The sequence below is a fragment of the Flavobacterium sp. genome (assembly GCF_044341185.1).
Classification (GTDB): Bacteria; Bacteroidota; Bacteroidia; order Flavobacteriales; family Flavobacteriaceae; genus Flavobacterium.
The window spans coordinates 37,584-54,017 of sequence record NZ_JBIISE010000003.1 but is presented as its reverse complement, the minus strand read 5'-3'; the positions used below and the strand labels follow the sequence as shown (position 1 = coordinate 54,017).

The 16,434-nt window shown below is 30.5% G+C and carries 12 protein-coding genes; 2 read left to right on the top strand and 10 right to left on the bottom strand.

Annotation, left to right across the window (positions count from 1 at the left end; genetic code table 11):
* Positions 1 to 25: 25 nt before the first annotated feature.
* Positions 26 to 781: a 5'/3'-nucleotidase SurE gene (gene surE / locus ACIQZ1_RS01315; RefSeq protein WP_396158322.1), complete on the bottom strand. Its 756-nt coding sequence runs from the start codon at positions 779 to 781 to the stop codon at positions 26 to 28.
* 134 nt (positions 782 to 915) lie between these two features.
* Here surE and ACIQZ1_RS01310 point away from each other — a divergent pair, with 134 nt between their 5' ends.
* A complete protein-coding gene (locus ACIQZ1_RS01310; protein WP_396158320.1) occupies positions 916 to 3,132 on the top strand; it encodes a carboxy terminal-processing peptidase in 2,217 nt (738 codons plus the stop codon).
* An 84-nt stretch (positions 3,133 to 3,216) separates the two neighbouring features.
* On the opposite strand, the gene ACIQZ1_RS01305 is transcribed toward ACIQZ1_RS01310, so the two are convergent.
* The 7 genes from ACIQZ1_RS01305 to purH all read right to left on the bottom strand — a co-directional run bounded on the left by ACIQZ1_RS01305 (position 3,217) and on the right by purH (position 11,364).
* Entirely contained in the window at positions 3,217 to 4,038 is an 822-nt protein-coding gene (locus ACIQZ1_RS01305; RefSeq protein ID WP_396158318.1) for a T9SS type A sorting domain-containing protein, read from the bottom strand.
* 2 nt (positions 4,039 to 4,040) lie between these two features.
* Positions 4,041 to 5,297, bottom strand: a complete 1,257-nt coding sequence (gene rodA / locus ACIQZ1_RS01300) for a rod shape-determining protein RodA (protein ID WP_396158316.1) — start codon at positions 5,295 to 5,297, stop codon at positions 4,041 to 4,043.
* A 52-nt stretch (positions 5,298 to 5,349) separates the two neighbouring features.
* The gene (gene mrdA / locus ACIQZ1_RS01295) at positions 5,350 to 7,317 is read right to left on the bottom strand and encodes a penicillin-binding protein 2 (RefSeq protein ID WP_396158314.1); all 1,968 of its coding nucleotides are present in this window, start codon (positions 7,315 to 7,317) and stop codon (positions 5,350 to 5,352) included.
* The gene (locus ACIQZ1_RS01290; protein WP_396158312.1) at positions 7,314 to 7,820 is read right to left on the bottom strand and encodes a rod shape-determining protein MreD; all 507 of its coding nucleotides are present in this window, start codon (positions 7,818 to 7,820) and stop codon (positions 7,314 to 7,316) included. Before ACIQZ1_RS01290 ends, mrdA begins: the two co-directional genes overlap by 4 nt.
* Positions 7,820 to 8,656 carry a rod shape-determining protein MreC gene (gene mreC / locus ACIQZ1_RS01285; protein WP_396158310.1) on the bottom strand — a complete coding sequence of 279 codons (837 nt, stop codon included), beginning with the start codon at positions 8,654 to 8,656 and terminating at the stop codon, positions 7,820 to 7,822. The genes ACIQZ1_RS01290 and mreC overlap by 1 nt, the downstream gene beginning before the upstream one ends.
* Before the next feature lie 11 nt (positions 8,657 to 8,667).
* On the bottom strand, positions 8,668 to 9,696 hold the full coding sequence (locus tag ACIQZ1_RS01280; protein WP_291240904.1) for a rod shape-determining protein: 1,029 nt from the start codon (positions 9,694 to 9,696) through the stop codon (positions 8,668 to 8,670).
* Positions 9,697 to 9,837: 141 nt separating this feature from the next.
* Positions 9,838 to 11,364 (bottom strand): bifunctional phosphoribosylaminoimidazolecarboxamide formyltransferase/IMP cyclohydrolase, encoded by a 1,527-nt coding sequence (purH, locus tag ACIQZ1_RS01275; RefSeq protein WP_396158308.1) that lies wholly within the window; start codon positions 11,362 to 11,364, stop codon positions 9,838 to 9,840.
* A gap of 154 nt (positions 11,365 to 11,518) precedes the next feature.
* Here purH and ACIQZ1_RS01270 point away from each other — a divergent pair, with 154 nt between their 5' ends.
* Entirely contained in the window at positions 11,519 to 12,769 is a 1,251-nt protein-coding gene (locus ACIQZ1_RS01270; protein ID WP_396158306.1) for an ABC transporter permease, read from the top strand.
* A 72-nt stretch (positions 12,770 to 12,841) separates the two neighbouring features.
* Here ACIQZ1_RS01270 and ACIQZ1_RS01265 read toward each other — a convergent pair whose 3' ends face one another.
* Together ACIQZ1_RS01265 and ACIQZ1_RS01260 are read right to left on the bottom strand one after the other, a co-directional pair.
* The gene (locus ACIQZ1_RS01265; protein ID WP_396158304.1) at positions 12,842 to 15,553 is read right to left on the bottom strand and encodes a carboxypeptidase regulatory-like domain-containing protein; all 2,712 of its coding nucleotides are present in this window, start codon (positions 15,551 to 15,553) and stop codon (positions 12,842 to 12,844) included.
* A gap of 13 nt (positions 15,554 to 15,566) precedes the next feature.
* Positions 15,567 to 16,433 carry a GLPGLI family protein gene (locus ACIQZ1_RS01260; RefSeq protein ID WP_396158302.1) on the bottom strand — a complete coding sequence of 289 codons (867 nt, stop codon included), beginning with the start codon at positions 16,431 to 16,433 and terminating at the stop codon, positions 15,567 to 15,569.
* Position 16,434: the final 1 nt, after the last annotated feature.

Below are 16,434 nucleotides of genomic sequence, written 5' to 3'. Positions count from 1 at the left end.
TTTTTTAAGAAAACTGATTTAGAGACTATAAATTCCAACTATTTAATTGCTGGATTGCATGATACGCCGTCAAATCAAAATGAACGGGTACTATAGAAATGTAATCATTAGCTAATGCCCATTCGTCGGTATCTTCGCCATTGTCGTGGTTTACAAATTTTCCAGTTAACCAATAATATTCTTTGCCCATTGGGTTGGTACGCTTGTCAAATTCTTCCTCCCAAGTAGCTTTTGCTTGACGACAAATTTTAAATCCCTTAATTTGGTCTGTTTTTGGAAAATTTACATTTAAAACAACACCTTCCGGCAAACCGTTTTCTAAAACTTCTAAAACTATTTTTTTTATGAAAGGTTTGATGTATTCAAAATTTGCATCCCAACTATAATCGCATAAAGAAAATCCGATAGAAGGAATCCCTTCAATACCACCTTCAACTGCTGCACTCATCGTACCAGAATAAATTACATTTATAGAAGAATTGGATCCATGATTGACCCCAGAAACACATAAATCAGGTTTGCTTTTCATAACTTCATGTACGCCCATTTTCACGCAATCTACTGGTGTTCCAGAACAACTGAAGGCATTATTTGTGCCTAAAAAATTAGGAATATGTTTTAATTCTAATGTGTTATTTATGGTTATGGCATGTCCCATTCCGCTTTGTGCACTGTCTGGAGCAATAATATAAATTTCACCTAATTCATGCATGACTTCCGTTAAAGCTTTTATACCTGGAGCAGCAATACCGTCATCATTTGTGACTAGAATTTTTTTCATTATAAAAATGTGTTAAATTATTTGCTAATTTATTATAAATTATGATTTATTTGCAGATTAAAATATTAAATTTGTTATCTTGTTTTTGTAACGAGTAAAACAGTTATTATTTGGCACGATTTTAGAAGTTAAAAATGAAAAAAAGTATAGAATTTATGAAAAGAAATTATAAGGTTTTATTGATTGTTGGGATAGTAGTTGCGGGACTATGGAGCTTTATTCCTTCAAAAAAACTAACTGGCGACGATAAAGATAAAATGTTAATTGAATTGTTGTCTTTTGTATTAGAAAAAGGTCATTTTTCACCTATTGAATTAAATGATGAATTTTCTAAAAAAGCGTATGCCGCATACATTGAGTCATTAGATCCTACCAAACGATATTTTATTCAACCGGACATTGCAGAATTTCAAAAATACGAATTAGCTATTGATGATATGATTCGCAGTAAAGATTTGTCATTTTTTGATTTAACATATAAACGATTATTGCAAAGAATGAAAGAATCGAAAGTAATCTACACAAGTATTCTTTCAAAACCTTTAGATTTAAACGATAACGAAACTATTAATGTAGATTATGAAAAACTGCCATACGCTGCTACTGTGAAAGATTTAGATCAGCGTTGGAGAAAGCAATTAGAACTTGCTGTTTTAAGTGAAATTACTGATAAAGAAGACATTCAAAACGCTTTAAATTCTGGAATTATAGATGAAAAGAATGTGGCTAAAGAGGAAAAACCAGCAGAAAAAACCGAACCAAAATCTTTTGAAGAATTAGAAAAAACGGCTAGAAAAACTACAGAAAGTAATTTAAATAATAACTTTAGTTTTATTGCCGAGTTAACACGTGAAGATTGGTTTACGGTTTATATCAATGCCATTGTAACGCAATACGATCCACACACTTATTATTTTTCTCCAGAAGATAAAGAAAAATTTGATGTAAGCATGAGTGGAAAATTTGAAGGAATTGGTGCACGTTTACAAAAGAAAAATGAAGGTATTGAAGTATCAGAATTAATTAGTGGAGGCCCAGCATGGCGTGGTAAGTTATTAGAACAAGGTGATGTTATTATTAAAGTAGCTCAAGCTAATGAAGAACCAATTGATATTGCAGGTATGCGATTAGATGATGTGATTAAAAAAATTAAAGGTCCAAAAGGAACTTTGGTGAAACTCACTGTAAAAAAAGTAGACGGTTCTGTAAAAGTAGTTCCAATTGTGAGAGATGAAGTAGAAACAGAAGAAACTTTCGCCAAATCTACCTTAGTGAATAAAGATGGTAAGTTATTTGGGGTGATTTATTTACCAAAATTTTACCAATCATTTGAAAACAAATCCAACCGAGATGCTTTTAAAGATGTAGCCATTGAAGTCGAAAGATTAAAAGCCATGAATGTGGAAGGAATTGTGATGGATTTACGTGACAATGGCGGAGGTTCGTTAGAAACGGTAGTAAAAATGACAGGTTTATTTATAGATAAAGGACCTGTGGTTCAGGTAAAACCAGCAGGAGGAAAAGCACAAGTTTTACCAGATTCTGATCCTAAAGTACAATGGGATGGTCCTCTAGTAGTAATGATTAATAATTATTCAGCTTCTGCATCTGAGATTTTTGCAGCGGCCATTCAAGATTATAATAGAGGAATTATTATTGGAAGTAAGCAATCTTACGGAAAAGGAACAGTTCAAAATGTTTTTGAATTAAACGAATTTGTTCGTGGTAATCAATATGGAGATTTAGGAGCTTTAAAAACTACTACACAAAAATTTTATAGAGTTAGTGGTGGTTCTACGCAATTAGAAGGTGTAAAAAGTGATATTGTAATGCCAGATCGCTTTAGCTTTATGCAAACGGGTGAAAAAGATGAAAAAAGTGCTTTACCGTGGGATAAAATTGAGCCAGCAATTTATTCGCCATTAGATTTAAACTTTGAAAAAGTAATTGCAAATAGTAAGAAAAGAATTGCTACAAATGAAAATTTTAATTTGATTTCTGAAAACGCTAAGTGGATAAACGATAGAAAAGAAGACAATTCTATAAGTTTAAATTATGCTGCTTATAAAAAAGAAATTGCCGATATTGAATCGCAAACTAAAAAATTTAAGAGTCTTGACAAATATAAAAACAACCTTAATTTTACTTCTTTACCTTACGAATTAGATTTAATGGCTAAAGATGAATTATTAAAAGAAAAACGTGAAAGATGGCATGCGGAACTAATGAAAGATGTTTATATGACAGAAACATTAAATGTTTTAACTGATTTGACTTCTGATGACGTAAAAGCAACTTTAGTTAAAACAAAAAAGACTAAGAAGGTAAAAGAAAAATTAGCATCAAAATAGCGAATTAGTACAAATATAAAAAGCCATTCATTTTTTCGAATGGCTTTTTAGTTTATTATTATTCTAGGAGTAGAATACTAAAAATTAATCTGTAATTAGTATTTTTTCTATTGCAATTACTTTATTTTCTTCTGTTAGCTTTATAAAATACAGTCCGCTTGAAAGCGCATCACGTGATAAAAAAATTGTATGCCCTGAAAGATTATTTTCTTGTCTAACTATTTGTCCGTTTGAATTATAAATGTTTAAGCAGGCATTTTTTAAATTACTTTTTGTTTGAATAGTAGTAGAAAATTTAAATGGATTAGGAAAGATTGAATAAAGTTTATTTTTAGAATATTCACTAATTTCTAAGCTGTTTTGCCCTGACTGAATACAAGCATTTGGTGTGCTCTCATAAGCATAATCTTTTATAGTAAAAGATGCGGAATTTGATAAAATATCTATTCGTGCCCAACCATAGTATGTATTTGTACCTACAATTAGTTTTAGTGCTAAATATTTATCTGAAGCACCTACCCAATGCCCTATGTTTGTTCCCAATGCCAAAGTACCAGGATTATTAAAATCATACCAAGTTGCAAGAGATGCACAAATTGGATTAGATGTTGATAATGCCCAAGGTAAATAAGTTCCATTAATAAAATTCCCAGAATAGGCATTGTTGTTTTGCGGATTACACATAACTCCAATTGTACTTCCACTTCCGCCAAAATATATTATAAAATCAACAACTGTATCATTATTTAAATCCAAAGAATAAGTTGCATTAGGTGTGGCGTCAGGAATATCGGTATAAATAATTTGAGAATATAATCTACTGTTTGCAAAAAGTAATAACAATAATATGCTTAAAATTGTTACTCTTTTATGAAGTATATTTTTAGTTTTCAATACAACTAACATGTTTACCACTCATTAACTTTATTCGCATCTAACTTAATAAAAATAAAAAGCATAATAGTAAATGCCCACAAACTGGAACCACCATAAGAGAAAAAGGGTAGTGGTACTCCTATGGTTGGAAACAATCGTATAAGCATAGCAATATTTACAAAAAAGTGAGTAAATAAATACGTGGCGACACAATAGCCATACACTCTACTAAATCTTGTTTTTTGTCGTTCTGCTAGAAATAATATTCGTAAAAATAAACTCACAAATAAACCAATTACTAATACATTACCAACAAAACCCCATTCTTCTCCTACTGTAGTAAAAATATAATCAGTGTGTTGCTCTGGTACGAAACCACCTTTGGTCTGCGTGCCTTCTAAATATCCTTTACCAAAAAACCCACCTGAACCAATGGCTATCATGGATTGATTTAAATTATATCCTTCCGCTTTCATATTTACATCTTTTCCCAAAAGCACATTAATACGATCTTTTTGATGGGGTTCTAAAACCTTATCATATACATAACTTACCGAAAAGGAAAAAAGCGAAATTGCAATAAAAATTAAGCCATAAACAATTGGATTCCGTGTAATTAGTCGATTAAATATAAAATGAATCACCATAAATATTCCAATAAATGAAATTAAATATATGGGTTTTATAATAAGCGCTAAAAGGAAAGTAGCGATAGAAATGGCTCCAGTCCATAAATACCAACCTGGTAATCCTTCTCTAAATAATACAAAAATTAAGGATAAAAAAATCATTGCACTTCCTGTATCTGGTTGTAATAAGATGAGTATTACAGGAATACCAATAATAGCAAAGGCAATATATTGAAAGTTCTTTTTGGCTAAGTTTACTTGCGCATCACTTAAATATTTAGATAAAAGCAAGGCAACAGCAGTTTTTACAAACTCGGAAGGTTGAAACCCAAACCCTCCAAATTGGTACCAGTTAGTTTGTCCTTTTTTACTTACTCCAAAAACAAATAAACCTAAAAGTAAGGCAATTCCAATGCCATAAAATACAGAAGAAAACCGCTCAAAAACTTTTGAATCTATAAATAGAATAGAAAATATTATGGGAATAGAAATAAGCATAAATATCATCTGTCTTCCATAATTCATACTAAAATCAAAAGTATATTCTTGATTAGCAGGAACGGTAACAGAATATATAGTCATCCAACCAAATACTACTAGGATGAAGTATAACAAAATGGTTATCCAATCGATGGAATTACTTATATCTTGATTTTTCATTTGTGTTTATTTTCCCTTTATTTTGGAATGTATAGATAAAATTTAGATATGATTACTTTTTGTTCTCTGCTACTTTTTTCTTCTCTACTTCTTTTTTCTTGTCTTTTTCTAATTCTTTCTTAGATTTTAATTTCATTCGAATCGAATCTGTTTTGTCTAACTTTGGTTTGTGAATAGAATCTTTACTTGGATATAATTTTCGATATTGATAATTTAAATTTCCTTCTAACATTCGCTTTTCTAAATCTGTACGAGTAATTTTCTTATTTAAATATTTTTCAATCATTAATGTGGCTATAGGTCCTGCCCAAGTGTTTCCAAAATGACCATTCTCTACAATTACTGCAATGGCAATTTTTGGACGAATTCTTGGTGCAAAAGCTACAAATTCAGAATGGTCTTCTAATTGTACTCGTTTTCCGTTTATTTTAGCAAAATTTTCAGCAGTCCCTGTTTTTCCACAAATTTCCAAACCATCTACTCCTAAACCAAAAGCAGTTCCTCTGTTGTAAACATCAAATAAACCATTTACTACAGGATCAAAATGTCTTCTATCAATAGTTGTAATATGTTTTGTGGTATATTTTGAATCTATTTTTTTGCCTTTTATTGTTTTTATGATGTGAGGTGTGTAATAATAACCTCTATTTGCAATAGTAGCCATCATATTTGCCAATTGAATAGGTGTCATTGAAACTTCACCTTGACCAATTGAATTTGAAATAATTGTAGTAGAACGCCAACCACCATTTGGATAAAAATGCTCATAGAATTTTGAAGTTGGAATATGTCCTTTTCTCCCTGGGGGCAAATCGTATCCCATAAATTTTCCTAAACCAAAACTTTTTAAATGATTTGACCATACATCAACACCATCTTTTGGTCTTTTATATTTTTCAATGGTACGTTTATAAACATTTGCGAAATAGGTGTTACAAGATTTGTATATACCAAAATTTAATTGCACTACACCACCAGGACAGTGACATCGCATAAATGCACCACGACCATAAGAAAATCCATGGTTACACGTAAATGATGTTTGAGGGTCAATTACACCTTCTTGTAATCCTACTAAACCAGTAAGAATTTTAAAAGGAGATCCAGGAGGAAATTCACCCAATAAACCTCTGTCGAATAAAGGTTTTGCAATCGAATCATTGTATAATTTTGTATAGTTTTTTGAACGTTGTCTACCCACCAATAAAGCTGGATCATAAGATGGTGCGGTAACTAAAGCTAAAATTTCACCCGTACTAGGTTCAATAGCTACAATTCCACCACGTTTGTTTACCATTAATTCTTCTCCATATTTTTGTAGTTCTCCATCTATAGATAGAGTTACATCGCTACCTTGTTTGGCAATGGTATCAAATTTTCCTTCTTTATAAGAGCCAATTTCTCTATTGTGTTTGTCCTTTAGAATGTATTTCACCCCTTTTACACCACGTAATATTTCTTCGTATGCTTCTTCAACACCTTGTCTGCCTATTAAATCACCACTTTTATAATAAGGATTATCTTTAATGATAGCATCGTTTACTTGGGTAATAAATCCGAAAATATTGGCACCATGTTTAGTTTGATATTCCCTTAAGGAACGTTTTTGAATATAAAAACCAGTGTATTTTCTTATTTTTTCTTGAAAACCAGCAAATTCCATTTTATTTAATTGTGGAAGAAAAAGAGAAGGTAATCTTGGGCTATATATTTTTGCTTTTTCTATTTTCTCTATAAATTCCTCTTTTGTGATTTGAAGAATAGTACAAAATTCAAGTGTATCAATTTCTTTAACTTCTTTTGGAACAACCATAATGTCATATGACGGCTGATTAGCTACTAATAGCTTACCGTTTCTGTCATAAATATAACCTCTTTCAGGGAAATCGAATTTTATTTTTATGGCATTATTTTCAGATTTTATTTTTAAAGTATCATCAATAATTTGTAAATAAAAAAGACGAACCAATAACAGGATAGATGATATAATGATAAGGGTTGGTAATAAAGTCTTTCTCATCGTTTATTAGGTTTAATCAAGTAAATACTAATAATACATAGTGTAAAAGTAAATATGGTGCTCAAAATTGTACGCGAAATAATTTCAAAAAACAAATCGAATCGATATAATTCTAAACTAAAAAGTATTAAATGATGAAAAACAATTGCAGACATAATAAAAGTAAATCGGTCTACAGATAGTTTATCAGCAATTCTGATGGTTTGATATTCGTAACTTAACCCGAATGCAAATTTCAAGAAAAAGGGTCTAAAATAGGCTAAAAGTAAAGAAGCAGTTGCGTGAACACCGCCACTATCGCAAAATAAATCCATAAGTAAACCCAAACAAAAACTTGCGGCTATAAAACCAGATTTATTTGAGTTAATTGGATATAAAATTATAAATAGCACATACAAATAAGGATTAATCCAACCACCTAATTTTACTTGTTCAAGCACAACAATTTGTATTGTTAGTAAAACAATAAAACGTATTAAATTTAAAATGAAGTTACTATTCATTACTGCTTTGTTGGATCTTTTTCTGTTTCTGCTTCTAGTGTTTCTTTTTCTTTTTTCTTTTTATTTTCAATTACATACACATAGCCAAGTGATGTCATATCGTTGAAAAGCCTAACATTTATTACGAATTTGTTACTGGTTTTTTCAGCAAATATTTGTTCAATTTTTCCAATTGGAATGTTTTCAGGAAATATTGCAGATTGAGCTCCGGTTACAATGGTATCGCCTTTTTTCAAAGTTGCTAACTTTGGTACATCAATAAGTTGCACATAGCCCGCATTTTTACCGTCCCAAGTTATTGAACCAAAATGATCAGAATTTTTTATTTTACCGTTTAATGGATTTTTCGTGTGAAGAATACTGATTACTGTTGCGAAATTTTTAGATGTCTTTTCTATAATTCCAACCACACCTTTATCACTAATTACAGCCATATCTGTTTTTAGCCCTTCAAAAGAGCCTTTACTTAACGTTAAAAAGTTTTCTTGTTTGGTGTAAGAATTTTTTATCACTTTTGCTTGTCTCACTACAAAATCCGATAAAATATTTGGGACTACAATTCTACTTTCTAGAATAGTGTCTTTTTTGTTGAATAAAATTTCTTTTAATCTTGCATTTTCTCTTGCTAAATCTTCATTTTTTTGTTGCAGACCAAAATATTCTTTTACATTATTTATTTTGCTATAAGTATAACCTGAAAAAGCGTTCGAAGAATTAATATACTGGCTTCTATGGTAAGAATGTGATTTAATTGTAAGCGTTAATGAAATACCCAAAAGCAGCAAAAACAGCAATTTATAGCTGTTTTTTATAAGAAAAATTATAATTTGCTGCATGTATTACGTGCTTATTTAATTAAAATATTTTTGTACTTCGCTAAGTTTTTAAGTGTCATTCCAGTACCTCTTACAACCGCTCTTAAAGGGTCTTCAGCGATATAAACGGGTAAATCTGTTTTCAATGAAATTCGTTTATCTAAACCTCTTAACATTGAACCTCCACCTGCTAAATAAATACCAGTATTATAAATATCAGCAGCTAATTCTGGTGGTGTTTGAGATAACGTTTCCATAATTGCGTCTTCAATTCTTTGAATAGATTTGTCTAACGCTTTAGCAATTTCTCTATAAGAAACATCGACTTGTTTTGGTTTTCCAGTTAACAAATCACGACCTTGAACAGACATATCTTCTGGTGGACTTTCTAAATCTTCGATTGCGGCACCAATTTGTATTTTAATTTTTTCTGCAGTAGTTTCTCCTACAAATAAATTGTGTTGTGTTCTCATGTAGTAAATAATATCGTTGGTGAATACGTCACCAGCAATTTTAACAGATTTATCACAAACAATTCCTGCTAATGCAATCACGGCAATTTCTGTAGTTCCACCACCGATATCGACAATCATATTTCCTTTTGGTTGCATAATATCAATTCCAATACCAATTGCAGCTGCCATTGGTTCGTGAATTAAGTATACTTCTTTTCCGTTTACACGTTCTGCAGATTCTTTTACTGCACGCATTTCTACTTCTGTAATTCCAGAAGGAATACAAATTACTAAACGTAGTGCTGGTGTAAAAAGTTTTTTCTTTAATGCAGGAATGCTTTTAATTAACATTTGAAGCATTTTTTCAGACGCATCAAAATCGGCAATTACTCCATCTTTTAGTGGACGAATTGTTTTTATATTTTCGTGGGTTTTTCCTTGCATCATGTTGGCTTCTTTACCAACAGCAATTATTTTTCCAGTTATTCGGTCTCTCGCAACAATTGAAGGACAGTCTATAACAACTTTATCGTTGTGAATTATTAGTGTATTTGCGGTACCAAGGTCAATTGCTATGTCCTCAGTCATAAAGTCAAAAAATCCCATATTTATTGAAGGGTTTAGTATTTTGTGTAAATCTATTCAACTAACAAAAGTATAAAAATAAATTGGAATTATTTAAAATAAAAACGCATTAAAAAAATATTTTTTAATGCGTTTTAAAATAGCGATATTTTTTAGGCGTTTTTAGTGTTTAAAATGACGCACTCCAGTCATCACCATAGCAACATTATTAGCGTTACAATAATCAATGCTTAATTCGTCTTTTATAGACCCTCCAGGTTGTATAATTGCTGTAATTCCTGCTTTATTTGCGATTTCTACACAATCAGGAAATGGGAAAAAAGCATCACTTGCCATAACTGCTCCAGTTAAATCAAAATCAAATGTTTTGGCTTTTTCAATGGCTTGATTTAAGGCATCAACTCTTGAAGTTTGTCCAGTTCCAGAAGCACATAATTGACGATTTTTAGCAAAAACTATTGTGTTCGATTTAGTGTGTTTGCAAATTTTTGATGCAAATAATAAATCTTCAATTTCTTCTGCTGTCGGAGCTGTTTTTGTGGCTGTTTTCAATATTTCAACTGAATCGGTAATATTGTCTTTATCTTGAACTAATATTCCATTTAAACACGTACGAACATTTTTTGCAGGTAACGCAACATCATTAATTACTAATATAATGCGGTTCTTTTTTTCTTCTAAAATATCAATAGCTTCTTGGTCGTATGATGGTGCAATAACCACTTCGCAAAATAGTTTATTTATTTCTTCTGCTGTTGCTACATCAATATTTCCATTTGCAATAAGTACGCCACCAAATGCTGAAGTAGGATCACCTGCTAATGCATCTAAATAGGCTTCTTTCATCGTAGCTCTTGTAGCCAAACCACACGCGTTATTGTGTTTTAAAATAGCAAAAGTTGGATCGTTATGTTTGAACTCATTTATTAAATTTACAGAGGCATCAACATCTAATAAATTATTATACGATAATTCTTTTCCGTGTAATTTCGTAAACATTTTATCGAAATCTCCGAAGAAATATCCTTTTTGATGTGGATTTTCACCATAACGTAATACTTGTCCTTTTTCTTCGCTAATTTTTAAATACGTATCTTCAGTATTGAAATAATTAAAAATAGCAGTATCGTAATTTGATGAAGTATGAAAAGCTTTTGTGGCTAATAATTTTCTTTGCTCGATAGATGTAGCGCCATGATTTTCTGTATAAAAATTTAAGAAAGTAGCATATTCATCTACAGAGGCAACAATTACAGTATCTTTAAAATTTTTGGCTGCAGCGCGAATTAATGAAATTCCACCAATATCAATTTTTTCGATACTATCAGCTTCATTTGCACCCGAAGCAACCGTTTTTTCAAACGGATATAAATCCACAATTACCAAATCAATTTGAGGAATATCAAATTCTGTCATTTGAGCCACATCGCCTTGGTGATCTTGACGGTTTAAAATTCCTCCAAAAATCTTTGGATGTAATGTTTTTACTCTACCGCCTAAAATAGATGGATAAGAAGTTACATCTTCTACAGCTACAACAGGAACTTGCAAACTTTTAATGAAATCTTCCGTTCCACCTGTAGAATAAATTGTTACATTATTTTGATGAAGTGCTTTAATGATAGGTTCTAAACCAGTTTTGTCAAATACAGAAATTAATGCCGATTTGATTTGTTTTGTGTGAGTCATTATGTTGTTGTTTGTTTTGAACTGCAAAAGTAACAATTTGATTAAGAAAATCCAATAGTTGTAATCTCTAATTGTGTAACATTTTCAAATAAATTTCCTTTAAAAATTGTAACAAATAGTACTTTTTGACTACAAATATTTAAGATATAATTTTATGATACTATATATTCGTTTACTTAAAGAAAGTTTTGCTTTTGCTTTTAATGCACTGAGAAGTAATAAATTACGAACGTTTCTTTCTTTACTTGGAGTTACTGTTGGTATTTTTTCTATTATTGCGGTTTTAGCAGCAGTGGATTCATTGAAGAAAAATATTGTTGACAGCTTAGACGGAATGGATAAAAACACCATTTATTTATTTAAATATTCTTTTGGACCAACGGAAGTTGAAAAATGGAAGCGCGACCAATTTCCGCAAGTAAAATATGATGAATATCAATATTTGCAAAAAAGTATGCCTGATATAGATAAAATTTCATTTAATTTTTTTACGAAAAATCAAAGTATAAAATATGACGACAATACAGTAAATTCAATTAGAGTGAAACCTTCTACAAATGAATTTTTTGAAATTGAACCGTTTAAAGTAGATAAAGGAAGGTTATTTAATGAAGCGGAATCCAATTCAGGAACTTCCGTAATTGTAATTGGTAGTGAAGTTGCAGATGGCTTATTTAAAGGTAACGAACCAATTGGAAAGCAAATTCGGTTATATGGTCAACGTTTTACTGTAATAGGCGTATTAAAAAAAATGGGGGAAAATGCCTTTGGAGATTCTAATGATGTTGCGGTTTTTTTGCCTGTAAATAATATTAGAAAATTATATGGTGACAACAGTATAAATTTTACACCAGCTATTTTAATAAAGCCAAAAGCAGGTGTTGATATTGAAGAATTTAAAGCAGAATTAACCAATAAAATGAGAAATATTAGAGGTTTACGAGCGGGTGAAATTAATAGTTTTTTTGTAAATATTCTCTCTGGATTTACTGGTTTTATTGATGACATTATTGGTAAAATGAATCTTGCGGGATGGGGAATTAGTATATTTTCTCTCTTAGTTGGTGGTTTCGGAATTGCAAATATTATGTTTGTTTCTGTTAAAGAACGCACCAATTTAATTGGAATTCAAAAAGCATTAGGTGCTAAAAACAGATTTATATTGTTTCAATTTTTATTTGAAGCTGTTATTTTGGCAATGTTTGGTGGATTAATTGGAATCGTTTTGGTTTGGTTAATTGCCTTAGTTTTAACAAACGTTCTAGATTTTGAGTTTGTATTGAGTTCTTTTAATATTTTATTAGGCTCAAGTTTGTCAATAATTATTGGATTAATTTCAGGGATTTTACCCGCTATTTCAGCTTCAAGATTAGATCCTGTAGAAGCCATTCGAACAGGGATGTAATTCTTTTATTCAATAAAAAACCCGATTTGTTTTTGATACAAATCGGGTTTTTGGGTTTTATACTTGTATTAATTATAACACATATTTTAAGCTAAAAACTACAAAACGAGGTTGTACATAAAAACTCGAAAAGTTTGTAGAACCACCTAAGGCATTAAAACTATTGTCGTTTAGTGCTGTTGTGTTTAATAAATTGGTTGCACTTACTTTATACTCAAATTTACTATCTCTTTTTTGGTATGATAAGGATGCGGTTAAGAAATCATATTCAGTATCAAAAGTTTTCGCTTTATCTCTATTGTGATAAAAATTGTATTCAGACGTAAAAGAAAAGGCATCTAAAAAGAAATATTCTAATGTAACCGATGGATTATCTACATAATTTATCTGGTTTTGAAAATCGTTAACTGTATAATCGTATGCCAATTCTATATTAGGGATTTTTTTAAAATTTGTTGAAAACCCAATTTTATAATTTTGTGTAAACGATTTTGTATTTTGAATAAACTCAGAATTATCTGGATTTACACGAATATTGTTATTTGTACTTCTGCTGATGCTTGCGCCTCCATCTGCTTTAAAATATCTTGCAAAAGATCTTCCATAATTAATTCTTCCTGAAAGTGATTCATTTGGAAAATTTGAATTGATATTTACAGAACTTGAAACCTGATTTATACCTGTTAATAAGGCGCGGTTCGTAATAATATCTGTTTGTTTTGTATAAGTAATATTAGCAGAAATATTTTCCATATTAAACATACTAAATTTAAAAAAACGCAAAGAGTGTACTTGTGAAATTGAATTTTCTAAGAATCTATTTCCGCTAAATAAACTGTTATAATTTGAAAACACATACCCTTGTGCCAATTTTATGACATCTGTAAAATTATTGGTTAATGAAAAATTGTAGGATAATGTTTGTGATTTTTTCATTTGCCATAATGCAAAGAAATCAGGTAAAACTCTATTGAAACTCATATTATTTACGCTGTTCAATTGGGTGTCACTGGTATTAAATTGATGTAAAGTAACTCCTGGATTAAAAGTAAATTTCCCAACCAACATTTTATAATGTAAGCCAACAAAAGCATCGTTAAATACATAATTTACATTATTAGTGTTTTGACTATCGGATAAATTATTTTGTGTGCCATTATCTAATGTTTGAAACATATTTGAGTTAAAGTTTTGATACGAATACGTGTTTCCAATGGTAACGTTAATGTTACTTTTTGGAGTTACCATATAATAGTAATCAAATTTTGCATCCGTTTTATTTGTTTTAATAAATCGGTTTTGATTGATGCTGTTTCTTGACTGAGTACTATTGTATCCTGCCAAAATAAATGGTTGTATTTGTAAATTGGCATTATAAAACGGATCTTCTTGTTGAAATAAATTTTGCATTTCAAAAGCAAATACATTTTTGTCGTTGTACGTATAATAGTAGTTTAAGTTTTGATTTAATGAAATAGGTTGTTGGTTTTTTTCGGTTAAAATATTCCCTTGTAAACTTGATACTACATTTTGTCTATCCAATTGATCAGATGTTTTTAGTAATGCATCGTAATCCAGGTGCATTCTAGTAGAAGGTACATAGCTACTACTTAATTTAAACAATCCTAAATTGTTTCTCTGTCTAGAAATGTCTTGACGTGTTTCTGTAATATTTACGGTTGATCCATTTGGCAATCTATCTACACGATTGTAAACATTGTCGGTTTGTAAATCGGTTTTATTGTACGAATAAATACCAAATCCACTAATTGTCCAAACTTTCGATGGATTATAGGAAAAGTTCGCCGCGCCAAATTTCGTATCAATATTTTTTGCACGATTGTTTCTCAATCCCCCAATTCCCAAATCGTTTGAAGAAACATTGAAACTAGAACCCCCTTTTCGCATCATATTTCTAAATCCGCCTGTAAATTTAAAATAGTCTTGCGTGGTAAGCGGTAACTCACCAATATTATTTAAATTACCTATTAAATTAACGCTGTATTTTGGACTATAATAAAATAGTTTTGGATTAACAATACTTCTGTTTTTTGAGTCGATAATGCCTTCTCCAGCAAGCACATCTCCAAACCAAAAGTTAGTTTTTCCTTGTTTTAATTTTATATTAATGGCAATATTTTCTTCATTATTTTCCAATCCTTTCAAATTAGAAACTTCATTATAATTTCTTAAAACTTGTACTTTGTCAATGGCATCTGCAGGTATATTTTTAACCCCTAATTTAGTATCGCCATCAAAAAAATCTTTTCCATTAACCATTAACTTTTGGGCCGTTTTACCTTCTACAGAAATCTCACCATCTTTGTTAACAGATACGCCAGGTAGTTTTTTAAGAACATCTTCTAACTTTTTTTCGGTACCATTTGTAAACGAATCTGAGTTATAAATAATGGTGTCACCGCTAATTCTTACAGGCATTTCTCGAACAATCTCAACGGTTTCAATGGTATTTGAACTTGATAAAACAATATTAAAAGTTTGGTTTTCTTTTGTAGTTGTAATTTTTTGTTCAAAAGGCGCATAACCTATATAACCGGCTTTAATAATATATTCAGTATTGGGTTTTAAGTTTAATGAAAATTCACCTTTTTCACTGGTAATGTTATAGGCATCCATTGCTTTTGTGACTTGGTTAATGGCCATTACATTCGCTGTTTCTATAACCAAATTGTCGCTATCTTTTAGAATTCCTGAAACCTTTACCGATTGCGAATAACTTATTCCAGTGAGAATGAAGCTTAGTATTAAAATTATTTTTTTCATTTAGGTGTGTTTGTTAGTTTTTTATTTCACGAATCATAAATGCACCGTCATTATCTTCCATTTGTTTTTGCATTTTTTTCTCGTATTTTTCGTATTCTTTTTTGGAAATGACTTTACCAGAATTCGGAATTTTTATTTTAACTTTTTCGTTGTTTTTTAAGCTTACTTTCGTGCAAAAGTAAATATAGTTTTCATTTTCTAATTGTAATATTAATCCAGGCAAGCCCCAAACGCCGTTAGGTCCAAAGCTAACAGGTATCTCACTAGTGTACCATGCTGTAATCGTTTGTGGTTCTGGTTTTTTCATTTGAAATAAAGTAGTTTTTCCGTTATTTATTTTTTCCTGATAACGTTCATATGCCTCTAAATCATTTTTAGAAACGGGTTCAATGTAAGTTGCTTTTACGCAATTATAATCACCAATTATTTTTATTTCGGTGGTTATTTGCCAATCAATTTTTGGTAACGAATCTTTTATCACAAATTCATCACCAAAAATATCTTCTTCAGTGTATGAAATTTTATCTTTTGTATTCATGTATTTATCTCCATCACCAGACATACTTATAGAAACCGATACACCACCTTGAGCTGGTTTTGGCTTTTCCAATGCTACAACTTCTTCAAAAAGTGCTTCGTTTTTATTGAATGTTAAAAGGTAGTTTTTTTGAAATGCTTTTTTCATAGCTTCTTCAAACGCTTCTTTATCAATTCCTGCTATAGCATCTTCCGCCGATTCTTTTTCAGATTCTTTTGAAATAGAAACAGCTTCTTTTTTAGATTTATTTTGAATGGTTTGATATTCTACTTTTCCATAAAAATCTTGACCAAAAAGGGTTGCAGAGAAAAGTAAAAAACAGAATTTAGATAAATTTTTCATA